Genomic DNA, 24,359 nt, shown 5'->3' with positions numbered 1-24,359 from the left:
TCACTGGCCGGCGATGTACTCGATCGACGGTCCGGCGGTCCATCCGCCGTCGACGGCGATCTCCGCGCCAGTGGTGTACGACGCGTCATCGCTCAGCAGGTAGGTCACCGCACCGACCAGCTCCTCGGCCCGGCCGACGCGCTGGAACGGGTTGTTCGGGAACGCCCCCTCCTCGAGGCTGATGCCCGTGGGGGCGGTCATCGGCGTGAGCACCATGCCGGGATGCACGGAGTTCACGCGGATCCGCTCGCGTCCCAGCTCGACGGCAGCGATCTTGCTCAGCCCGCGCACGCCCCACTTCGCTGCGCCATATGCGCTGGTCAGCGCCATCCCGATCAAGCCTGCTGCCGAGGAGATGTTCACGATCGATCCACCGCCGGACTCGCGCATCGCGGGAATCGCGAAGTGCATGCCCATGTGCACACCGAGCAGGTTGATGCGGACGACGCGCTCGAACGTCTCCAGCGGCTCATCCGCGACGGGGGTTCCGGATGCCGAGATCCCGGCGTTGTTCACGAGGCCGTCGAGACGGCCGAAAGCGGCGACGGTGGCATCCACGGCGCCCTTCCAGGACTCGGCGTCTGTGACGTCGAGGTGCACGAAGCGGGCCGCGTCGCCGAGCGACGTGGCGACGGCCTCGCCGTCGGCGTCCAGCAGGTCGCCGATGACGACCTTGCCTCCGGCCGCGACGATGCCCCGTGCGTATGCCTCGCCCAGGCCGCGCGCACCGCCGGTGACGAGGACGACCTTGCCTTCGAGGTTCCGAGTCATGAGTTGTTCCTTTCAGTCAGGCGGCAGTGGGTCCCGTGCCGCTCGGGAAGATGAGTTCGGAGAGCTCCGCGGTGAGCTCGGAGGGGTGCGATCCGTCGGAGACGAGATGAACGATCCCGCCGATCACGTGCAGCACCGCCTGGCCGCAGCCCACGGTCACCGCGATCGACTCTTCGGGTTGCTGCAGCTGCCGCGCGACGGCGGGACGGATCAGTCTCGCGGTCTCCCAGCTCGCCTCGAACCAGACCCTGCGCAGCGCCGGGTCCCGGAAGACCGCCTTCATGATCGCCCGGGAGCGCTGTTCGCCTTCATCCGGGAAGGTCGCGGAGAACGCCGCGCGCACGGCGGCGGGGAGTCCCGCATCGGAGGGCTGCGTCTCCAGCACCCGGACGAAGGCATGCAGCCCCTCGTCGAACAGCGGCCGCAGGCAGTCCGCCTTGGTCGGGAAGTAGCGGTAGAAGGTTCGCTCGGACAGGCCGGCCGCATCCGCGAGAACGGCCACGGAAGGCTCTCCGGCGCCATCGGCGGTGAGCAGCTCTGCGCATCGTTCCGAGATGCGCAGCAGATCTTCTGGGGCGAGCGGTTGGCGGGGCATGCTCTCAGCGTACGCCCGATTATGGCAGTTACTGCCGTAACGCGTTCCGCTGGAAGCGATCATGTTGCGAAGACTTCTTCGCACTCGTAGCCTTACCGACATGGCAGCCGAAGAACTCAGCACCGCCCAGCTGCGGGTGCTCTCGCATCCGATGCGCCTGGCGTTCCTGCGCCGACTGCGCGAGAACGGCCCTGCGACCTCGCGCTCGCTCGGGCGCGAGTTCGACCTCGACTCCGGCGCGGCGAGCTACCACCTTCGGCGACTCGAAGCGGGAGGGCTCATCGTCGAGGATCCCGCCCTCGGCACTCAGCGCGAGCGCTGGTGGCGTGCGGCGGAGGACATGTCGCAGTTCGATCCTGCCCAGCACGACGACGGGTCCGCCCGCCGGTATGTGCAATCCGTCGTGCTGATGGCCGCAGAAGAACTGCAGCGCGTGGCGGCGGCTGTGCCGCGTGCCGACGCCGGATGGCTCGCGGAGTCCGCCTTCATCGATCTACGGCTCCCGCTCGACGGCGAACGGCGGCAGCGACTCCGCGCCGACCTCATGGGCGTGATCGAGCGCTATCGCACCGAGGGCACCGCCGACGGCGGATCGAGGACGCAGGTACGGCTCCAGATCTACGAGCAGCCGTGAGCACGGGCGTCACGCACGACGCCGTGCGCTGGGTGCTGGCGTACACCCTCGCCGTCCTCGGCGACGTCGCCTACTACCTGGTGCTCACCTGGGCCGCGGCGGAAGCCGGCGGCGCTTCCTCGTCCGGACTCATCCTCGCCGCCGGATCGCTCCCCCGGCTGCTGCTGCTCCTCGCGGGCGGGATGCTGGCGGACCGCGTCGATCCGCGCCGGATCGCCGTCTGGACCGACGCGGCGAGGGCGGCGACGCTGATCGGCGCCGCGCTGCTCGCCGTCTCGCTCGGCCTGCTCCCCTGGTGGCTGATGGTCGTCGCCGTGATCTTCGGGGTCGTGGACGCCTGTTTCATCCCCGCGGTCGGCGCGATGCCCGCCCGCCTCGTCGAGCCCGAGGACCTCACCCGTCTGCAGGCGTGGCGGATCACCGGTCTGCGGATCGCGAACACCGTCGGCCCCGCACTCGGCGCACTGCTGCTGCTCGCCGGGAGCGCCGTCGCCTTCGCCGCACTGGGCGCGCTCTTCGCGACGTCGGTGCTGCTGCTGCGCACGATCCGCCCCCGGACGGCCGGCACCGCCGCGGAGCGCGTCGAGACGACGGGATCCGGCTGGCAGACGGTCCGGCGCCTGAGGATCGTTCCGCTCGTGATGGGCACCGCACTGTCTGAACTGCCGTTCTCCGGTCCCGTCGCCGCGGCGATCATCCTGCTCGTGCAGGACCGCGGATGGCCCGCGGCGACGGCGGGCGCCGTGCTCGCCGCATTCAGCATCGGAGGCCTGGTGACGAGCCTGGCGCTCTCGGCGCTGCCGCGCGCGGGAGGGCGCGCGACGGTGCTCGCATCCGTGGCCGTGACGGCCGCGCTGCTGCTCGTCTTCGGCGCTTCCGCCGAAGTCGCGGCCGCGGTGCTCTGCGGCGCGGGTATGGGGGTCAGCAGCGGCGTCACGATGGTGCTGTGCCAGGGACAGGTCCAGCAGCAGACTCCGCCGGCAATGCTGGGCAGGGTGACGGCGGTGCTCACCCTGCTCACGCTCGGGCTGAGTCCGCTGGCCTACGCGGGGGTCGCGCTGATCGCCGACGTCGCGGGGCTCGCTGCCTTCTTCGCCGCTGCTGCCGCGATCGTGGCGGCATCCGGTGCACTTCTGGTCATCGCGAGATTCGGCCCGGCCGGAGCTCATGCTCCGGCGCGGGCCTGAGACCGACCAGCGAGGTCAGTTGTAGTTCGTCGCGTAGAACAGGCTGCCGGCGACGAGGAGGATGATGAGCAGCAGGTACACGGCGCACATCAGGTAGCCCAGCACGAGGCCGATGATGGCGAACACCTTTCCGCTCTCACCGCTCTTGTTGATCTGGCTGAGGGAGATGTGGCCGAGGATGACCGGCACGATCGCGAAGCCGAGCAGGCCCAGCACGAAGGTGACGATGGCCAGGACGTTGGTCTTCGGCGCCGGCGGGGCCGCAACGTACCCGGCGGACGGCGCCGGATATCCGGCATACCCGGCCTGCGGGGGTGCCTGGGGAGCCGGTGCGGACGGGGCGGACGCGGGCGGCGGGGTGTACCCGGGCTGCGGCGTCGGGTCAGTGTTGTCGCTCATGCCTCCACCGTAGAGGGCGCGGGAGGGTCAGCGTGCCACCTGCGCGGCGGTGGCATCCGCCTTCGCCAGCGCCTGGTCCAGATCGACGCGCAGGTCGTCGACGTTCTCCAGGCCGATCGAGAGCCTCACGATGTCGGCGCCGGGCCGTGCCTCGGCTGCCACCGGACGGTGGGTCAGCGCCGCAGGGTGCTGGATGAGCGAGTCCACCCCGCCGAGCGAGACCGCGTGCGTGAACAGGCGCACCGCCCCGGTGAGCGCCTCAGCTGCGACGTACCCGCCGCGCAGGCGCACGGCGATCATCGCGCCCGGACCGCGCATCTGCCGCTCGACCAGCTCACGGTCCTCCGGCCTCGCACCGGGGAAGAACACGTCGGCGACCGCCGGTTGATCTGCCAGCCAGCGCGCGAGCTCGACGGCGCCGGCCTGCTGCGCGGCCAGACGCACCGGCAGGGTGGCGAGTCCCCGATGCAGCAGGTAGGCGCCGAGCGGATGCAGCAGGGCGCCGGTGATGGCGCGCACCTGGCGCAGGGCCACGGCGGTCTTCTCCGAGCAGGCGATCACGCCGGCGATCACGTCGCCGTGGCCGCCGATGTACTTCGTTGCGCTGTGCAGCGACATGGTGGCGCCGAGATCGAGCGGATTCTGCAGCAGCGGCGTCGCGAAGGTGTTGTCGACGAGCACAGGGACGCCACCGGCCTGCGCGACGACATGGGCGATGTCGACGAGGTCGAGGGTGGGGTTGGCGGGTGTCTCGAGCACGATGAGCCCGGTGTCGGCGGTCAGCGCCCCCGCCACCTCGTGCGCGTCGCAGAAGGTGACTCTGGTGCCGAGGAGCGCTGAGTCGAGCAGGTGGTCCGTCCCGCCGTAGAGCGGACGCACCGCGACCACGTGGTGCCGCCCTGTCGCCTGGGTGTGCGAGAGGATCGCGGCCGTCATCGCCGCCATGCCGGACGAGAACGCGACTGAGGCCTCGGCGTGCTCGAGCTCCGCGAGCGCCTCCTCGAACCGCGCGACAGTGGGATTCCATAGTCGGGCATAGACGTTGCCGCCCTCCGGCACCGGGTGTCCCCCGGTCGCCATCGCCTCGTAGGAGTCGCCCCCGTGCAGGATGTCGGGCAGCGGGTTGGTCGTGGAGAGGTCGATCGGGGCCGCATGCACGCCGAGCGCGGCGAAGTCGGTGCGTCCGGCGTGGACGGCGATGGTCTCGGGATGCAGCGGCAGATCGGACATGCCATCAGGATGCTCCGCAGCGCAGGTTCAGTCCACCCTGGTTGCTCTGTCACACCTTCAGGGGCGATGATCTTGTTGACTCGACAAGATCCGGCGGAGAAGAAGGTATTGAAGTTGGCGGCAGAACAGGCACCCGCGATCGACCCGCTCGATCTGCGCATCCTCGGCGCGCTCGCCGAGCAGCCCGAGGCGACGGTCCGCGATCTCGCCCAGGGACTGGGCATCCCGGCATCCACGTGCGCGTTCCGGCTCCGGTCGCTGCGCGCTCGCGGGGTGCTGCTCGGCGCGCGTCTGCGCGTCGACCCGACCGCGCTGGGCCTCCCTGTGCAGGCGGTCATCCGGGTGCGCCTCGGCAACCACAGCAAGGCCGGCGTCGACGCGCTGTTCGATGCGCTGGTGAAGACGCCCGGCGTGCTGCAGGTGTTCCACATCGCCGGCGCGGACGACTTCCTTGTGCACGTCGCAGTGTCGGATGCCGCGGCACTGCGCGACATCGTGCTCGAGCACATCACCGTGCACGATGTGGTGCGTGCGACGGAGACCCAGCTCGTGTTCGAACTGCGCGAGGGCGTCGGAGTGCTTCCCTCAGCCGGCCTGCGAGACTGACGCGGGCTGCGCGGACGGCACAGTGCCGAGCTCCGTACCCTTCGGCGGGCGCAGCGCGCGCAGCGCGTAGAGGATCGTCGCCAGATCGACGACCTCCTGGATCAGCGCGCCGGCCACCGCGGGGATCACACCTGTCGTCGCCACCAGCATGAGGCCGACGCTCAGGACGATGCCGATCACGATGGCGGTGGTCGCGACGGTGAGGGTGTGCCGGCCGATCCGGACGGCGTCCACCAGACGGCTCAGCGAGTCGGCGACGATCACAGCATCCGCGGCCTCTCCCGCCGCAGTCGCGCCCTTCGCTCCCATCGCGACCCCGATGTCGGCCGCAGCGAGCACGGGCGCATCATTGACGCCGTCGCCGACCATCAGCATCGGGCGGGGAGCCATCTCACTCGCCAGTCGCACCTTGTCCGCGGGCAGCAGCTCGGCATGCACCTCTGTCACGCCGATCGACGAGGCCACGGACTCCGCCGTGGTGCGCGCGTCGCCGGTCAGCATGACGATCCGCTCCACGCCGTGCTCGCGCAGCCAGCCGACGACCGCGCCGGACTCGGGCCGCAGCTCGTCGGCCAGGATGAGTGCCCCGGCGTACCGGCCGGCGACCGCGACGTACGCGGCGGCCTCGCCGGAGCGCAGGTCCTCCCGGACGAGGTCGGGCGTGAGCGCATCGATGTAGGCGGGCTTGCCGACGACGACGGTACGCCCGTCGATCACCGCGGTGACGCCGTTCGTGGCGGCCTCCGCGGCGTGCGACGCCGGGAGCAGGCTCAGCCCGCGATCCTGCGCCGCCGCGCGGATGCCGTCGGCGAGCGCGTGAGTCGAGTACTGCTCCGCCGATGCGGCGAGCCGCAGCACGTCGGCGGCGTCGAAGCCGGCCGCCGGACGGACATCGATCAGCGCCGGGTGCCCCCGCGTCAGCGTGCCGGTCTTGTCGAAAGCCGCCGAGCGGATCCGCCCGAACTGCTCCAGCACCGCTCCGCCCTTGACGATCACACCGCGGCGCGACGTCTGCGACAGGCCACCGAGGAACGCCACCGGCGCGGCGATCAGCAGCGGGCACGGCGTCGCCAGCACGAGCACCTCGGCGAAACGCGCGGGATCCCCTGCGATCGCCCAGGCGACACCCGCGATCGCCAGGGACACGACCGTGAACGGAACGGCGTAGCGATCGGCGAGCCGAACGACCGGCGCCCGGGAGTCCTCCGCAGCGGCGACGAGCTTGACGATCTGCTGATACTGGCTCTGCTCCGCCGGACGAAGCACGCGCAGCCGCACGGCGTCATCGCCGTTCACCGAACCGGACATCACCTCGTCGCCCGCGCTCTTCGTCACCGGAAGGCTCTCGCCCGTCAGCGAGGACTCGTCGAACTCCGCGGAGTCGTCCAGCAGGGCGGCATCCGCGGGCACGATCTCGGACGGCCGGACCAGCAGCACGTCGCCGACGCGGACCTGCTCGACGGGGACGTCCTGCAGCGATCCGTCGGCCCCGAGCAGGTGCGCCCGCTGCGGCGAGCGCTCCAGCAGCGCGTTCAGATCCCGGCGGGCGCGGTACGACGCGAAGTCCTCGAGCGCCTCTCCGCCCGAGAGCATCAGCACGACGATGAGAGAGGCGACGTATTCCCCCACCGCCAGAGTCGCACCCATCGCCACCACCGCGAGGATGTCGAGGCCGAACTGCCCCTTGAGCAGCGACCGCACCATTCCGATGATCGTCCAGAGCATGAACGCGGCCACGAACACCGTCGCGACGACCTGCGCCGCGAACGCGAGGTCGACCATGTGCAGCACGAGGACGACGACCGCGACCAGCACGGTCAGCGGGACGACCGGATAGCGCTTCAGAAAGCGGATGACGGTGCTCATGCCCCTCATTCTGGTCGGATTCTGCTCGGCTCGCGTCCGGCCGGTATGGTTTCATAGGGCTGAGGGCCGTCCCCCTCTGGGGGGAGCCCTCATGTCCAGCACGACACCGGACGCCGGATCGGACCAGCGCCGCAGGCGCTCACCGCACAGCAGCGTGCCCGCGTGGCTGCGCCTCCTCATCCCCTCGCTGCTCATCCTGATCTGGCTCGTCGTCGCCGGCATCGGCGGCCCGTATTTCGGCCGGGTGAGCGAGGTGTCGTCCAACGAGCAGTCCGCCTATCTGCCGTCCTCCGCGGAGGCGACGGAGGTCCAGTCGATGCTCAGCGGCTTCCGCGACTCCGACGCGATTCCCGCGGTCGTCGTGGTGTCGTCCGACGAGAAGCTGAGCGACGACGACCTGGAGCGGATGTCGGACGCGGTCGCGGCGCTCCCCGACGATGTCGACGGCGTGGGCACGGACGTCTCGCCGCTGATCCCTTCGGAGGACGGCGAGGCCGCGCAGGCGTTCGTGCCCATCACCGCCGAGAGCGGAGGCCTGCGCGCTGCGGTGGCCGACGTCGACTCGGCGTTGCGCGACGCCGCACCGGACGGCGTCGCGGTGCACATCACAGGGCCGGCCGGCTTCACCGCCGACCTCGTGAACGGATTCACCGGCATCGACGGTCTGCTGCTGGGCGTGGCGCTGCTCGCCGTGCTGATCATCCTCATCATCGTGTACCGGTCGTTCCTGCTGCCCGTGGCGGTCCTCGCCACGAGCATCTTCGCGCTCACCGCGGCGCTGCTGACGGTGTGGTGGCTGGCGAAGGCGGGGCTTCTCCTGCTCAGCGGTCAGACGCAGGGCATCCTGTTCATCCTCGTGATCGGCGCGGCGACCGACTACTCGCTGCTCTACGTATCCCGGTTCCGAGAAGAGCTTCGGGTGAACACCGACACCTGGGTCGCGGCGATGCGGGCGATCCGCGGTTCGGTGGAGCCGATCGTGGCATCCGGCTGCACGGTCATCGCGGGGCTTCTCTGCCTGCTGCTCAGCGATCTGAAGTCGAACAGCGCTCTCGGGCCCGTGGCTTCGATCGGCATCGTGTTCGCGATGCTCGCGGCGCTCTCACTGCTGCCGGCCATCCTCTTCCTGTTCGGGCGCGCCGCGTTCTGGCCGCGCCGGCCCGTGTACGAGCCGGAGGTCGTCGAGGCCGAGGACGGGATGCCCTCGCGTGGCCCGTGGGCCTGGCTCGCCGGATGGATCCGTCGCCGCCACCGCCCGATCTGGATCGTCACCGCGCTCGTCCTCGCCGCCGGCATGCTCGGTGCGACGCAGCTGGACGCCTCCGGAGTGCCGCAGTCCGACCTGGTGCTCGGCTCCTCCGAGGCACGGGACGGACAGCAGATCCTCGGCGAGCACTTCCCGGCGGGATCCGGCAGCCCGGCCTATGTGATCGTGCCGGAGCGCGAACTGCAGGACGCCGCCGATGTGCTGCTCGCGGCGGACGGCGTGGAGAGCGTCAGCGTCGTGTCGGCCGACAGCCCGAGCGGCAGCGCGCAGGTCACCTCAGACGGCATCATGGCCGTCGGCCCTCCCGGTACACCGGCGGCTGAGCCGACGGTGTCGGACGGGAATGTGCTGCTGCAGGCCACGCTTTCCGACGCCGCCGATTCGGATGCTGCGGAGCAGACCGTCCGAAGCATCCGCACCGACCTGCACAAGGCGGTGCCCGGTGCGCTCGTCGGCGGCGTGACGGCGACCGCGATCGACACGAACGACGCGTCGATCCACGACCGAACGCTGATCATCCCGCTGGTGCTCGTCGTCATCCTCGTGATCCTGATGATCCTGCTGCGTGCCGTCGTCGCGCCGATCCTGCTGGTGCTGACCACCGTCCTGTCGTTCGGGACCGCCCTCGGCGTGGCCGCGCTGTTCTTCAACGTCGTCTTCGACTTCCCCGGCGCGGACCCGGCAGTGCCGCTGTACAGCTTCGTGTTCCTGGTGGCGCTGGGGATCGACTACAACATCTTCCTCATGACGCGGGTGCGGGAGGAGACACTGGAGCACGGCGCGCGGCCCGGCATCCTCCGTGGCCTGGTGATCACTGGAGGCGTCATCACCTCGGCGGGCCTGGTGCTGGCGGCGACCTTCGCCGCGCTCGGGGTCATCCCCATCCTGTTCCTCGTGCAGATCGCGTTCATCGTGGCTTTCGGTGTGCTGCTGGACACGTTCATCGTTCGCTCGCTGCTGGTGCCGGCACTGGGCTACGACATCGGGCGGGCGATCTGGTGGCCGTCGAAGCTGTCCCGGCAAGAGGTCGGCGAGATCGGAAGCGAGTCACACCCGCCTCATCCTTAACGGAGTACCCCCTGGTGAAACCCTATGAATCGGCTCTAGGGTGTCGAGCGTCACGACTCGCCAGGGGGGCAGGCCGATGAGAAGTCAGAACAGAGTGCTCGCGGGAATCACCGCGTTGATCTTCGCCGCTGCGTCGGTCTTCGTGGCCGCCGTTCCCGCTGCGGCCGCGGACACCGCGCAGTACGGCATTCAGAAGACGGCGGTGGAATCCGGGCCGTTCGGTCCCGGCGACACGATCACGTACCAGATCGTCGTGAACTGCTCCTCGACCAACGAGGGCGGATGCGACGACACGGTCCTGAGCGACTCGCTCCCCGAGCCGCTCATGTTCAACCCGGCGATCAACCCCGCGGTGACAGTCCAGCTCAACGCACCGTCCGGCCAGCCCATCGGCGAGTACGACCGGCAGATCGACACCGCCGGCAACAGCTTCACCGTCACCCCCGCCACCGACCTGAGCGCGACGCCCAAGACCTGGGCCGGCGGCAACAGTATGACCGTCACGGTCAATGCCATCGTGAAGCCCGACACCGACGGCACGTGGGACGGCAAGACCGTGACCAACACCGCCAGCGTCGACGGCAGCAACGCGCCCGTCGCGAACGCCAGCGCGAACGTCACCCTTGACGTCGAGACCACCCTCGTGCCCAGCATCGAGAAGACCGTCTCGCCCGCCGGCACCCTGCCCGCCGTACCAGGACAGGCGATCGACTGGACCGTGACGCCGGGCAACGGCTCCAATCAGAACGTCGACACGATCGTCGTGCAGGATCCGGTGTCTCCGCCTGGCACGTTCGGCGGCTACCTCGACGTGACCGGCTATGACGTGACAGCACCGGATGGCACGACCGGCACGACGACCGAGTACTGGGTGGACGGTGCCTGGACCGCGACCGAGCCCGACCCGATCTCCGAGGCCGAGGGCATCCGCGTCACCTTCACCGGAACGTTCGCCCCCGGCGCGACCGGCAAGCTCGTGGTCCACACCGAGACGAACGACACGGTGACCGGCATCCCCGACCAGTCGCAACAGACCGTCACCAACGACGCGTCGACCACGGTGTCGAAGGGCGACGACACCAGCGACCCCGTCACCGACGACGCGAGCATCACCCTCGCGCAGCGCAAGCCCGACGTGACGATCGAGAAGTCCTTCGCCGACAACACGCTGGTCAGCGGTCAGAGCACCACGGCGAACATCAAGGCCACCGTGGGCGAGCAGAACGTGCAGACGCTGACCATCACCGAGCCCACCGCGGGCACGCCGACGTTCACCGAACAGGGCCTCAGCTTCGACGGCTTCGCCGACGGCATCGAATGGCCCGTGGCCGCCACCTCGGCCGAGATCACCTACACGTACTCCGACTGCGACGACAGCACGGCGTCCACGACGACGAAGAACACCCTTCCCGCCGCCGAGGACGGCTGCACCGTCGAGGGCTTCACGGTGGTCTTCTCCGCCGACGGCGACGACATCGTGTCCGGCGCCTACGCCGCGCTCCCGCTGAACGTCACCGCACTGCCGACCGAGGAGGCCGTCTCCAGCACGAACGCGGTCGACACCGAGGTCGAGAACACGCAGGGCCAGACCGGCACCGACGACGCGTCGGCCCCGTTCACCGTCGAGCCCCTGACGCTCGACACCAGCGTCACCAAGGAGATCACGCCCGAGACCATCTGGGGTGTGCCGGGAACCGACGCGAACATGACCCTGACGGGCAACGTCACTCCCGAGTCGACGGCAGGCTCCGAGAAACTCGTCATCTCCGACCCGGTCGATCCGACCGCCGGATCCGAGTTCTGGGACAACTTCACCGCGACCGAGATCGACAACACCGACATCCCGCAGTGCACGACGCTGACCGTGCGCTACTGGCCGAAGTCGACCGACGGTCCGTGGACCGACTTCCCCGGAGCGACCGAGGTGCCGGGACCGGAGCAGCTCTGGTCGTACCAGATCCCCGCCGACCTGCAGGATGACATCGGCGGCATCCAGTTCGAGTACCTCCCGGCCGCCGGCGACGGATGCCCCGATCTGCTGCCCCCCGGGTTCACGGTCGTCACGCACATCGACGTGTCGGTGACACAGCCGCAGGACACAGAGGTCACCTACGACAACGACGCGCAGTCGCTGGTCGACAATCCGGATGCCGGCGGCGAGAAGACCGACACCGCGACGGACGACATCCACCTGCTGCCGATCGACGGCGACGGCCCGGGCCCGGACTTCCTCGACAAGGAGTGGACCCCGGACGACGACGTGCCCGCCCTCTCCGGCGAGACCCGCACGGCACGGCTGTGGTGGTCGACCGACGGTCTGAACATCACCCAGATGACACTGTCCGACATCTCCGAGACCGAGGACCCGACGAACACGGTCGACACCGTCTACGACGCGTTCGACCTGGTGCGGATCGACCCGATCACCGCGCAGAGCGACCCGCTGATCGTGAACGACGAGATCACCGAGGTCTCGCTCTACCTGGACGGGCAGGGCTGGACGGACATCACCTCACAGGCCTGCGCGAACGGCTGCGACGGGCAGTTCGGCGGTTACACGCTGACGGATGAACAAGCCGCGAACACACTCGCGATGCGCATCGTGCTGACTGAGAGGACACCCGGGGCAGGTGTCGGCTCGTCGTACGACCGCCGCCCCTTCGACCTCGACTTCCGCGTGCGCGACACGCTGCGCAGCGACCCGTCGAAGCCGGTGCTCGGCGACCTGCACCCGTACGGCTACAACACCGGTCAGAAGGGCCTCGTCGACAACACCGCCAGCGCGCGCGGCGTCAACGAGCAGACGGGCGTCGACAGCACGGACGTCGCCGACGACACCATCCTCATCGTCGACGAGCCGATCAACGCCTCCACGACGAAGACCTTCGATCAGGACCAGTTGGGCCTGCCCGATCCTGCACTCGGGGTCGACCCGGCAGACTACCCGCTGATCAGCGCGACCATCACGGCGACGAACGATTCGGCGGCGCGCGTCTCCGGCATGGTGATCGACGACCCGACCGACGGCGAGGCACTGCCCGACACGGTCTTCGACACGCTGAACCTGTATGACATCGATGCGATCCAGGTGCCCTCCGGCATCAGCGAGGCCGAGACGACGATAACGCTGTCGCGGAGCGGGACCACGACGGACTACTCGTACGCCGACGCACTCGCACTCGCTCCCGGTGACCTCGCGGACGTGACCGCGCTGTCGATCGCGTTCCGCTCCGACGACGGCAGCGCCGTGATCCCGACCAACGGCACGGGCGGCGTCACGCTCACCTGGCAACTGCGCGCGGAGCTGCGCTCCGACCCGGCCACACCGGTGACGGTGACCCCGGCGGGCGACACCCTCGTGAACGACACGCACACGCAGCTGGAGAGTCCTGTACTCGACGACTGCGCGAACAACCAGTGCGGCACGGGAGCTGCGGATGCCAGCGACGAGTTCGTCATCGTCGGTGCGAGCTACGACATCACGACCACGAAGAGCATCGATCCGGCATCCGTCTACGAGGACGAGTCGAAGGACTACACCACGCAGCTCGGCGGACGCCCGAACGGCACCGCCCGCACGACCTCGTTCACCCTGACCGACACCACGCCGACGTTCTGGAACACCATGGACTACACCGGCGCGCAGATCTCCGTGCCCGCACCGGTGAACCAGGTAGCGATGGATGTGCTCAGCACCGGCGTCACCTACGTCGACGTCGCGGGTGCCCTCACGGCGCTGTGCAACGGTCTGCCGCTGACCGACACCTCGTCGTGCTGGGTGCAGGGTGACTGGATGGATGCCGCCGCCGGCGACACCGTGGTGTTCGATCTGCCCGCCGGTGTGACCGATCCGACCACCGTCGTCGGCGTGCGGTTCCGTGCGCAGGAGGTCGACGGAGACGGGAACGTGCTCCAGTGGGAGCGCCCGTACAACCCGCAGCTGACGTACTCGGTCACGACCGAGCGCCGTGACACGCTGCGCAGCGACCCCGAGATGCTCGTCTCGACCACGCGGCCCGACCTCGAGCCGAACCCCGGTGAGACCGATCCCGGTGTGATCAGCGACGACGTGCAGTCGCACAGCGAAGCGCAGTTCGGCCAACAGAAGTTCACGAAGGACGGCGAGGCGGCCGACGACACCGTCGTCCTGCACCGTCCGAACGCCGTGAAGATCACGAAGACCCGCGGCTCGTCGACCCTGATCAGCCCCACCGGCACGATCCCCTATGTCATCACCGTGACGAACACCGGCCAGTGGGACATGACCGGCTTCCATCTTGTCGACCAGGTGCAGACGGACGCGAACGGCTCGCTGCTCGTGGAGCCGGACCCGCCGGCGTACACGTTCACGCTCACCGGTGATGGCGCACCTTCCGGTGACCCGGGCTTCACCGCCTCGCTGGACGAGCAGACCGGTGAGATGACCATCGACGGTCCCGCGGACTTCGTGTTCATGCACGGCTGGACCCTCACGATGAACGCGCCGCTGAAGTTCCGCTCCGACGTCACGCCCGACACCATCGTGACCAACGAGGCCACTGTGACCTCGGATCGGCTCTTCGAGACGTGCGAGGGCACCACCGTCGTCGACGGCAAGGACCTCACGCCGAAGCCCGTCGAGAACACTCCGCCCGGGGTGGACGACTGCTCGGCCGACACCTCGATCGCGCCCCTCGCGAACGCGACGATCGCGGCGAAGAAGTACGTCAAAGGGAACGACGGCGGCGACCCGGCCGTGTCCGGCGACGACGACCTCGGCGTGCTGAACGTGAACGGCGACGCCTCGGCCTGCGACGCCAGCCAGGGCGGTGTCACGAACGACGGGTTCTACTCGTTCCCCTGCGCGCCGGTCATCCGCCCCGGTGGCATCGAGACCTGGCGCGTGGACTTCACCAACACGGGCAACACCGCGGCCCGGGTGGTCGCCGCCGTCGACACTCTGCCTTCGGTCGACGACCAGGGCGTGATCGTGCCCGGCGACCGCGGCTCACAGTACGGCGTCACGCTGACCGGCGGCATCTCGGCGAACTTCGACGAACTCACCGACAGCGTCGATTCCCGCACCGGCGTCTTCCTGTCGCCGGTCCAGCTCAGCCAGGACTGCAATACGAATGCCATCAAGGTTTACACAGAGGGCGCCACGCCCGATCCCGGTTGCACATTCGACTGGGTGAAGGCGGACGCGTCCACGTCTCCCGATGTGCTGAAGGCCGCCCGCAGCGTGATGATGGTTCTCGAGTACGACAACTCGACCGGCGCCAGCCCGGCACCGGGCCTGCGCCCGGGCGAAACGCTGCGCATCGAGTTCGACACCCAGACCCCGTACCAGCTGCCCGCCGAGTCTGCGGTCGCCAACGGTCTGCCCGTCGCCTACAACTCCTTCGCGACGGCGTCGCGCTCCAACCAGACGGTGACTCAGCCCGAGCGCCCCTCGCTGGTCGTCGAGCCGCAGAAGGTCGGCGTGGCCACGGCCACCGGTCAGCTCCTGCTGTCGAAGTCGGTCGACGCCCCGGACTTCGCCACCGATGTGACACTGCCTGACAGCTATCCGATGCTCGTCACCTGCACGTCAGGCGGCGAGGCTGTCACCCTGGTGCACGCCGACAACTCGGATGCCAGCAGGCCGACACTCGACGCCGACGGGACCGTGCTCGTCTACGACAACACCACCGGCCCGGTGAATCTGCCGCTGTTCTCCACCTGCACCATCGTCGAGGACCCGGTGATCCCGGGTGTGACGGTGACCGTCGACCCCGAGGACGGCGTGACCGCGGAGCGGGACATCTCGGAGGATGACGCCGTGTGGGATCCCTACACCGGGGATGTCGAGCAGGCGTCGATCCGGGTCGCCAACGCCTACGCAGCCGGCGGCTTCACCGTCGAGAAGTCCGTGGACGCCGGCGGTGCCGTGAACGAGGACGGTGAGCCCATCGTCTACGACCGCACGTACGCGTTCGAGGCGAGCTGCACGTATCTCGATCAGGAGACCGTCCCCGCGGCCGACCGCACGTTCACGCTCGACGACGGGGAGAGCAAGACGTTCTCGGGCATCCCTGCCGGTGCTGACTGCACCGTGACGGAGACGGATGCCGGCGGCGCGCCGACCACCAACGTGGTCGTCACCGAGAACGGTGCAGAAGGCGCGTCGGAGGCGTCCTCCGACGCTTCCTTCACGATCCTCCCCTATGCGGACGACACGAGCACCGCCCTCACCGTCGTCGGATTCGAGAACGTGTACACGGTCGGCGCCGTCGAGGTGACGAAGATCGTCGCCGGCTCCGGAGGCGGCGCCTGGGGCGGGAGCACCTTCACCGTCGGGATGACCTGCACCCTCGAGGGTGCGACCCCGAACCCCGTGTTCGAGGACTCCACGACCCTGAGCCGTGACGATCCGACCTGGACCGTGACGAACCTGCCGACCGGTGCCACCTGCGTCGTGACCGAGACGGAGAACGGCGGTGCCAACGACTCGAGCGGCAGCGTCACGGTGACCGTCGGCGACGACCCGGCCGCGCCGGTGCCGGCCGAGATCACCAACACCTTCACCGTCGGCTCGCTGCAGGTGCAGAAGGACCTCGAGGGCGCCCCCGCGAGCGGTCTCGACCCCGCGACGACGTTCGAGTACGAGGTGAGCCTGTCCTGCACGCGCGAGGTCAACGGCGAGACCGTCGACGTCACGATCCCCGGCGGCGCCACGCGCACGATCACGGGCGCCGGCACCGCGCTCTACGAGGGCCTTCCGACCGGAGCGTCCTGCACCGTCACCGAGACGGATGCCGGCCACGCGACCGGGCACACCATCAGTCCGGACCAGCCGGTCGTCATCGGCGACGGCAGCGAGCCGGTGCTGGTCACCGTGACCAACGAGTTCGACAACGGCTCGGTGTCGATCGCGAAGTCGGTCGTCGCCCCCGAGGGCTTCCCGGTACCGGACTCGTTCACGGCGACCGTGACGTGCACCTGGCAGGGTGCGGCGGTGCCGCTGGCGAACGACGGCGAGGTCACGATCGTGCCAGGCGCCGATCCCGTGGTGATCGAGGACGTCCCCGTCGGCTCGGTCTGCTCCGTGGTCGAGGACGACGCCGGTCAGACCGGCACCACTGTGTCTCCCGAGCAGATCACGGTGACCGAGGCGGATCAGACCTTCGCCCTCGACGTCGAGAACACCTACGAGTGGGCGTCTCTCGAGGTCGGTAAGAAGGTCGTGTCCGACACGGACGCGATCCCGACCCAGTTCGAGTTCCACGTGATCTGCACCTTCCAGGGTGAGACCGTCGTCGACGAGACGTTCACACTGGACGCGGACGAGACCGAGACGATCGACGGCATCCCTGCCCGATCCGAGTGCACCGTCACCGAGACCGATGACCGCGAGGCGACGGGCACGGTGACGACGGCGAAGGTCACCGGAGCCGACGGCGAGAACGCCCCGCAGATCGATCAGCGCACGCGCACCGTCGTCATCCCCGAGCTGCAGCCCGGAGAGACGGCGGGGGTGAACACCGTGACGTACACGAACCTCTTCGGCACCTCGCAGGTCGTGCTGAACAAGGAGTTCGCCGGGGCCGGCGCCGACCAGTACGGCCTCGACAAGACGTTCACCTTCGACTACTCGTGCACCTACGCCGGTGAGGTCGTGTTCGCCGGATCCGTGGAACTGAATGCCGAGAACGGCTGGACGAGCGTGATCGTCGATCTCGTCCAGGGCACTGTCTGCACCGTGACGGAGGCCGATCTGAACGGTGCGGACGCCGTGGTGTTCACGCCGAACGACGGCGAGGACGTCACGACCGGCATCGTGACCATCCCCCGCGGCGGCGGCCTGGTCACCGTGACCGCCACCAACTGGTACCTGACCGGCTCGCTGCAGGTCACCAAGGCGTTCGCGGGTGACGGTGTCGAGAAATACGGCACCTCCGCCTACGAGCTGCGCCTGCGCTGCGTGCGCGACGGCGAGGTCGTGGACATCCCGGGCGGCGCGATCCGCGTGGTCAGCGCCGACTCGCCCACCGCCCTCTGGGAGAACCTGCCCACGGGTGCGGACTGCCGCCTGACCGAGGTCGACGACGGCGGGGCGAGCTCCACGCAGATCCTGGACGCCGACGGCAACGTCGTGGCGGGCGACGGGGAGAGTTACGACTTCACCATCGTGACCGACCCGACGATCCTCAGTGTCGACGATCAGCCGCAGCCGTCGCTGACCGTCGAGAACACCTTCAACCTCGCCCAGGTCTCGGTCACCAAGACCGTGGACGACAGCGGCGCGGTCGACGCGAACGGCGACCCGGTCGAGTACGGGCCGTTCGAGGTCACGCTGGCCTGCATGTGGGACGAGCAGCGGGTGACCGCCGCCGAACCCATGACACAGCAGATCCAGGACGGCGAGACCGTCACCTGGACGGAGCTGCCGCAGGACGCCGACTGCACCGTCACCGAGTCCGACACCGCCGGTGCGGAGTCCACGACCATGGTCGTGACGCAGGGCGGTGAGGAGGGCGACGCGCAGTCCGCGACGACCACGCAGCTCGCTCCCCTGCCGAACACGGACGCCGCAGACCAGACCTCCGTGGCGATCACGAACACGTTCGGGGTCAGCGCCCTGAGCATCTCGAAGATCGTGGACGGCTCCGGAGCATCCGCCGTCACGCGCACCTTCCCGGTGCAGGTGACCTGCGTGCTCGTCGATCCGTCGCATCCGGCACCGGGGCTGGTGGTCCGTGACGAGACTTTCCAGATCGGCGGACCGTCGCGGCTCGCAGCCGAGGTCGCCGACCTGCCGGCGGGCAGCGAGTGCACGGTCACCGAGACCGATACCGGCGACGCAGACCGCACCACGATGACGGTGGACGGAGAGACGCAGAACGGGGCATCGGGCACGGTCACGCTCACTTCCGGGCACGTGTCCATCGCCTTCACGAACACGTTCATCGCGCCGCTGCCGGCCACCGGCGCCGACACCCGCACCGTGGCGATCGCGGTCACCGGGGGCCTCGCCCTGCTGCTGATCGGCCTGATGCTCATCGCGACCGCGCGTCGGCGCCGCGTGAGCTGACGCGCTTCGACAGGCTCAGGAATCCGACATCAGGATTCCTGTGCCTGTCGAAGGGCCGCGAGCCTCTCACCGTCGAAGCCGTCGACCGGGCGCATCACCCGTTGTGCGTGATGCCCTCGCGCTGCCGTGCCGTCAAGATGACCGTACGCGACGCTGCGCACGGTTCCGGCTGCAGGGAGGCAGCCGGGACCGATCGACATGAAGGGGAGCATCATGACCGCTGAGAACTCCGTCATCGGACCACCGCTGCCGACGGCGAGAACACTGCCGTTCCCGCCGCACCGCTCGGGGAGCATCCCCGGTCGGACGCTCGCGGAATCGACCTACTCGCCGCTTCCGCCCGAGCGCCATCTCGGTGCTCAGGCGCCGAACGTGCTGGTCATCCTCATCGACGATGCGGGCCCTGCGCTGCCGAAGCCGCTGGGTGGTCTGGTCGAGACGCCGACGCTGGACCGCATCCGTTCGAACGGCCTCGGTTACAACAGGTTCCACACCACGGCCATGTGCTCGCCCACCAGGGCATCTCTGCTGACCGGGCGCAACCACCACCGCGTGGGCAGCGGTCAGATCGCCGAGCTCGCCAACGACTGGGACGGCTACTCCGGCCACATCCCGAAGTCGAGCGCGACGATGGCGGAGGTGCTGCGCAACTACGGCTACTCGACGGCGGCGTGGGGCAAGTGGCACAACACCCCGGCCGAGGAGACGACGGCGGCCGGCCCCTACGATCGCTGGCCCACCGGCTACGGCTTCGAGTACTTCTACGGCTTCCTCGCCGGCGAAGCCTCGCAGTATGAACCGAACCTCGTGCGCAACACCACCGGCGTGCTGCCCCCGAAGACACCGGAGGAGGGCTACCACCTCAGCGAGGACATCGCCGACGACGCGATGCACTGGCTCCGCGAGCACAAGGCGAACGCTCCCGACAAGCCGTTCTTCATGTATTGGGCCACCGGCGCGATCCATGGGCCGCACCACATCATGAAGGAGTGGGCCGACAGGTACGCGGGGCAGTTCGACGACGGCTGGGACGCGTACCGCGAGACGGCGTTCGCCGGCGCCAAGGCGTCCGGATGGATCCCGGAGTCCGCGGAGCTCACCCCACGGCCGCACAATCTGCAGGGCTGGGACGAGATCCCCGACCACCAGAAACCGTTCCAGTCGCGGCTCATGGAGGTGTGCGCGGGTTTCGGCGAGCACGCCGATGTGCAGGCCGGCCGGCTGATCGACGAGGTGGAGCGGCTCGGCTACCTCGACGACACCGTCATCATCTACATCTGGGGTGACAACGGCTCCTCCGGCGAGGGCCAGAACGGCACGATCAGCGAACTGCTCGCGCAGAACATGATCCCCACGACGATCGACCAGCACCTCGCCGCACTCGAGGAGCTCGGCGGTCTCGACGCGCTCGGCACCCCCGCGACCGACAATCAGTACCACGCGGCGTGGGCCTGGGCCGGTTCCACCCCGTATCAGGGCATGAAACTGATGGCGTCGCACCTCGGCGGCACCCGGAATCCGATGTTCATCCAGTGGCCGGGGCGCATCGCGCACGACCCGCAACCGCGCACGCAGTTCCATCACGTCATCGACATCGTTCCCACGATCTACGAGATCATCGGGATCACCCCGCCGGAGACGGTGAACGGCATCCCCCAGGACCCGATCGACGGGACGAGCCTGGCGTACTCGATCGACGACGCCGCCGCCGAGGGGCGGCACCGCGTGCAGTACTTCGAGGTCATGGCCAGCCGTTCGATCTACTCCGACGGGTGGATCGCGTCCGCGACCGGACCGCGTCTGCCGTGGGTGCCCGGAGCACCTCCCGGCATCGCGACATGGACGCCGGACGCCGATGTGTGGGAGCTGTACCACCTGGACGAGGACTGGAGCCAGGCGCGCGACCTCGCTGCCGAACATCCGGACAAACTCGCCCAGCTGAAGGAACTCTTCGCCATAGAGGCGGCGAAGAACGATGTTCTGCCTGTCGGCGGTGGACTCTGGGTGCCCGTCTACCACCCCGAGTTCCGGCTCGGCCCGGCGTACACCGAGTGGGAGCTCTCCGGCGACACCGTGCGGATCCCGGAGTTCTGCGCCCCTGCGTTGGGGAACAAGCCGAACACGGTCACGATCACGGCGACGCTCCCGAACAAGGCGAACGGTGTGCTCTACAAAACTCGGAGGCTCCGGCGGCGGCCTGACCGCTTATGTGATCGACGGCGTGCTGCACTACGAGTACAACCTGTTCCTCGTCCAGCGCACGGTCATCGCCGCGGATGCCCCGCTGCCTGCGGGAGCGACGACGATCGAGGTCGAGACGACGTACGTCGAGCCTCGGCCGGGCGGACCGCTGAGCATCGTGATCCGTGCGGACGGCGCCGAGGTGGCCTCCGGAACGGTTCCGGTCAGCGCGCCGCTGCTGTTCTCCGCGAACGACTGCCTCGACATCGGCCGCGCCTACGGCGGGGCGGTGTCGAGGAGCTATGCGGACCGGATGCCGTTCGCGTTCGACGGCACGATCGACGGCGTCCGCATCGCGTACGCCTCCCCCGCGGCATCCTGATCCCCGCGATGTGCGGAGGGCCCCGGCCCTCCGCACATCGGGTCAGGCGCCGTTCCGCAGGTGCCGTGCGAGGTAGCGTCCGGTGACGGATGCCGCGGTGCCGGCGACCTGCGTCGGTGAGCCGACGGCGACGACCCGTCCGCCTTCGGTGCCTCCGCCGGGCCCGAGATCGATCACGTGGTCGGCGTTCGCGATGAGGTCCAGGTCGTGCTCGACGACGATCACCGTCGCCCCGCGCGCCGTCAGCCGATCGAGCACGGCGACGAGCGTGCGCACATCGAGCGGATGCAGCCCGACGCTGGGCTCGTCCAGCACGAACACCGCGTCGGTCTGGTCACGGTGCATCTGGGTGACGAGCTTGAGCCGCTGCGCCTCACCACCGGACAGCGCGGGCGTCGCCTCGCCCAGTGTCAGATAGCCGAGCCCCAACTGGTCGAAGGCGACCAGGCGGCGGTGCACCCGCGGCAGATCGGCGGTCCTCGGCAGCGCTTCGCGTATCGTGCAGCGCAGCAGGTCCGGCAGCGTCACTCCTTCGCGGGCAAACGCCTGCGCGTCCGGGGCGAATCGACTGCCCTCGCACTCCGGGCAGACGATGTCCACGTCGGGCAGGAACTGCACGTCGAGCGTGATCTCCCCGGTGCCCTCGCACTTCGGGCACGCCAGCGATCCGGTGTTGTAGGAGAAGTCCGAGGCGGTGAGCCCGGCCTCCCGCGCGGTGGGTGTGGCGGCGTAGGCCTTCCTCAGCTCGTCCATCACGCCGGAGTAGGTCGCGATCGTGGAGCGCACATTCAGGCCGATCGGCGTCGCATCGACGACGTGCACCCTCATGGCGGAGGGCGCCTCGAGTGCACGGACGTGTGCGGGCGGACGGGTCCCGTCTGCCGCGGCCATCAGGGCGGGCACCAGGGACTCCAGCACCAACGTGGTCTTCCCCGAGCCGGAAACGCCGGTGACGGCGGTGAGGCGCCCCACGGGCACCTCGACCTCGAGCGGATGCACCGTGTGGATCGCGTCGGTGCGTAGCACGATCCGGCCCTGTTCGAAGACGGTGTCGGATGCCGCGCGGCCGCGCGTCTCCACCCGTTCTGAGCCGTTCAGGAAGCCCACGATGCGCGACGGGCCGTCGAGGGCGTCCGGAGCGCCCTGGGCGATCACCTGCCCGCCCTCGGATCCCGAGCCGGGCCCGATCTCGATCAGCCAGTCCGCCTCGCGCAGGATCTGCACGTCGTGGTCGACGAACACCACGGAGTTGCCGTCGGCGAGCAGGTCGCGCATGACGCCGAGCAGCCCGTCCACGTTGACCGGATGCAGGCCGATCGACGGCTCGTCCAGCACGTAGAGCACGCCCGTGGTGCGGTTGCGCACCGCGCGGGCGAGCTGCGCCCGCTGCCGCTCCCCCGTCGACAGGGTGGCACCGGCCCGGTCGAGCGAGAGGTAACCGAGCCCGAGCTGAATCAGCCGCTGCGCCATGCCCAGCAGCGTGTCCACGAGCGCGTCCGCCATCGGCCGCATCTCCGGAGGCAGTCCGCGCGCCACGCCAGGGGCCCATGCGATCACCTCGTCGAGGGTCATGGCCGTGACATCCGCGAGTCCCGCCTCGCCGATCCGCGGCGCGCGGGCCGCCGGACTCAGCCGGGTGCCACCGCAGTCCGGGCAGGTGCCCTCCGTGAGGAATCGGCTGACGCGCGCGAGCCGCTTCTCGTCGTCGGCGCGGCGCAGCTCCTCCGTGACGGTGAGCCGGGCGTTGCGAAACGTGAAGTCCAGCTCGTGCACGCCCTTCCTGCTCGTCACGGTGATGTGCTTCTTCTCCTCCGGGCCGTCCAGCACGATCTCGCGCTCGGCGTCCGTGAGGTCGCGCCAGGGCACGTCGGTGCGCACACCGAACTCGCGGGCGATGTCGGGCTGCACGTTGAAGCCGAACATCTGCCAGGGCGCGACGGCACCGCCGTCCAGCGTCTTCGACGGATCCGGCACGAGCGCGGTGTCGTCCACGGTGCGCACGACGCCGGTGCCCTGGCAGGTCGGGCAGGCACCGGCGGAGTTGAACGCGAGGTCCTCGGCGCCTGGGGCGTGCACCTGCGCGCCGCAGACCGGACAGGAGAACGGCGTCTCCGCGGCGACGTCGATCGTCGGCGGCACCCGATGCCCGTTCGGGCACAGGTGCGATGCGAGTCGCGAGAACATCAGCCGGAGCACGTTCAGCAGTTCGGTCGAGGTGCCGAACGTGGAGCGCACGCCGGGGACTCCTGGCCGCTGCCGGAGCGCCAGCGCCGCCGGCACGTGCTGCACCGAGTCGACGGCGGCGCGCGGCGCCTGCGCCATCCGTCGCCGGGTGTAGGTCGAGAGCGCCTCGAGGTAGCGCCGGGAGCCCTCCGCGTAGAGGACGCCCAGCGCCAGCGACGACTTGCCGGAGCCGGAGACGCCGGCGATCCCGACCAGCGCGCGCAACGGGACGTCGACGTCCACGTCGCGCAGGTTGTGCACACGGGCACCGCGGACGGCGATGCGCTCGGGCAGCGCCGCCGCGACATCCGGCCGCGGCTGGGGCGCCATCAGGCGGTCGCGTCGGCTTCCCGGCGCGGCAGCACCCATCCCGCGCGCGGGAAGTGGCAGGTGTAGCCGTCGGGGTAGCGGATCAGGTAGTCCTGGTGCTCAGGCTCGGCCTCCCAGAACGGACCGGGTGCCTCGATCGTGGTCACGGCCGCTCCCGGCCACAGACCGGAGGCGTCGACGTCGGCGATCGTGTCGCGAGCGACCCGCTCCTGCTCGGCGTCCAGCGGGAAGATCGCCGAACGGTAGCTGGTGCCGATGTCGTTGCCCTGCCGGTTCAAGGTCGACGGGTCGTGGATCTGGAAGAAGAACGCGAGGATGTCGCGATACGTGGTCTTCTCGGGGTCGTAGACGATCTCGACGGCCTCGGCGTGGCCGGGGTGGTTTCGGTAGGTGGCGTGCTCGTTCTGACCGCCGGTGTAGCCCACGCGCGTGGCCAGCACGCCCGGCTGACGGCGGATGAGATCCTCCATGCCCCAGAAGCAGCCTCCTGCGAGGACGGCGGTCTCTGCGCCCTGCTGACGCGTGATGGATCCGGTGTCGGTGATGCCGCTGGTCATGGCAGTGCTCC

13 protein-coding genes are annotated in these 24,359 nt (G+C 69.5%); 6 read left to right on the top strand and 7 right to left on the bottom strand.

Going from position 1 to position 24,359, the window contains the following annotated elements:
• Positions 1-771: a glucose 1-dehydrogenase gene (locus GON06_RS09040; RefSeq protein WP_157311975.1), complete on the bottom strand. Its 771-nt coding sequence runs from the start codon at positions 769-771 to the stop codon at positions 1-3.
• A 16-nt stretch (positions 772-787) separates the two neighbouring features.
• Positions 788-1,366: a TetR family transcriptional regulator gene (locus GON06_RS09035; RefSeq protein WP_157311974.1), complete on the bottom strand. Its 579-nt coding sequence runs from the start codon at positions 1,364-1,366 to the stop codon at positions 788-790.
• 100 nt (positions 1,367-1,466) lie between these two features.
• Here GON06_RS09035 and GON06_RS09030 point away from each other — a divergent pair, with 100 nt between their 5' ends.
• Complete coding sequence (locus GON06_RS09030; RefSeq protein ID WP_157311973.1) at positions 1,467-2,000, top strand: winged helix-turn-helix domain-containing protein; 534 nt, start codon at positions 1,467-1,469, stop codon at positions 1,998-2,000.
• A complete protein-coding gene (locus tag GON06_RS09025) occupies positions 1,997-3,187 on the top strand; it encodes an MFS transporter (RefSeq protein WP_157311972.1) in 1,191 nt (396 codons plus the stop codon). The genes GON06_RS09030 and GON06_RS09025 overlap by 4 nt, the downstream gene beginning before the upstream one ends.
• Before the next feature lie 15 nt (positions 3,188-3,202).
• Here GON06_RS09025 and GON06_RS09020 read toward each other — a convergent pair whose 3' ends face one another.
• Together GON06_RS09020 and GON06_RS09015 are read right to left on the bottom strand one after the other, a co-directional pair.
• Positions 3,203-3,586 (bottom strand): DUF4190 domain-containing protein, encoded by a 384-nt coding sequence (locus GON06_RS09020; RefSeq protein ID WP_157311971.1) that lies wholly within the window; start codon positions 3,584-3,586, stop codon positions 3,203-3,205.
• A gap of 27 nt (positions 3,587-3,613) precedes the next feature.
• Positions 3,614-4,816 (bottom strand): trans-sulfuration enzyme family protein, encoded by a 1,203-nt coding sequence (locus GON06_RS09015; RefSeq protein WP_157311970.1) that lies wholly within the window; start codon positions 4,814-4,816, stop codon positions 3,614-3,616.
• Between the two features lie 114 nt (positions 4,817-4,930).
• On the opposite strand from GON06_RS09015, the gene GON06_RS09010 reads away from it, so the two are divergent.
• Entirely contained in the window at positions 4,931-5,422 is a 492-nt protein-coding gene (locus GON06_RS09010) for an Lrp/AsnC family transcriptional regulator (RefSeq protein WP_157311969.1), read from the top strand.
• Here GON06_RS09010 and GON06_RS09005 read toward each other — a convergent pair.
• Positions 5,402-7,288 carry a heavy metal translocating P-type ATPase gene (locus GON06_RS09005; RefSeq protein ID WP_157311968.1) on the bottom strand — a complete coding sequence of 629 codons (1,887 nt, stop codon included), beginning with the start codon at positions 7,286-7,288 and terminating at the stop codon, positions 5,402-5,404. The genes GON06_RS09010 and GON06_RS09005 overlap by 21 nt on opposite strands.
• Before the next feature lie 91 nt (positions 7,289-7,379).
• Here GON06_RS09005 and GON06_RS09000 point away from each other — a divergent pair, with 91 nt between their 5' ends.
• From GON06_RS09000 to GON06_RS08990, 3 genes are all read left to right on the top strand, one after another.
• Positions 7,380-9,623 carry an MMPL family transporter gene (locus GON06_RS09000; RefSeq protein WP_157311967.1) on the top strand — a complete coding sequence of 748 codons (2,244 nt, stop codon included), beginning with the start codon at positions 7,380-7,382 and terminating at the stop codon, positions 9,621-9,623.
• A 76-nt stretch (positions 9,624-9,699) separates the two neighbouring features.
• On the top strand, positions 9,700-18,675 hold the full coding sequence (locus GON06_RS08995) for a DUF5979 domain-containing protein (protein WP_157311966.1): 8,976 nt from the start codon (positions 9,700-9,702) through the stop codon (positions 18,673-18,675).
• A 213-nt stretch (positions 18,676-18,888) separates the two neighbouring features.
• Positions 18,889-21,324 carry an arylsulfatase gene (locus GON06_RS08990; RefSeq protein WP_232528371.1) on the top strand — a complete coding sequence of 812 codons (2,436 nt, stop codon included), beginning with the start codon at positions 18,889-18,891 and terminating at the stop codon, positions 21,322-21,324.
• Here GON06_RS08990 and GON06_RS08985 read toward each other — a convergent pair.
• Together GON06_RS08985 and msrA are read right to left on the bottom strand one after the other, a co-directional pair.
• Entirely contained in the window at positions 21,281-23,791 is a 2,511-nt protein-coding gene (locus GON06_RS08985; RefSeq protein WP_157311965.1) for an AAA family ATPase, read from the bottom strand. The two genes, GON06_RS08990 and GON06_RS08985, sit on opposite strands and share 44 nt — an antisense overlap.
• Positions 23,791-24,348 (bottom strand): peptide-methionine (S)-S-oxide reductase MsrA, encoded by a 558-nt coding sequence (gene msrA / locus GON06_RS08980; protein WP_157311964.1) that lies wholly within the window; start codon positions 24,346-24,348, stop codon positions 23,791-23,793. Before msrA ends, GON06_RS08985 begins: the two co-directional genes overlap by 1 nt.
• Positions 24,349-24,359 lie beyond the last annotated feature (11 nt).

It is taken from the genome of Microbacterium sp. MAH-37 (genome assembly GCF_009758255.1).
In the GTDB taxonomy this organism is placed as follows: Bacteria; Actinomycetota; Actinomycetes; order Actinomycetales; family Microbacteriaceae; genus Microbacterium.
The sequence above is the reverse complement of the archived record's forward strand: the minus strand, read 5'-3'. Positions and strand labels throughout refer to the sequence as shown.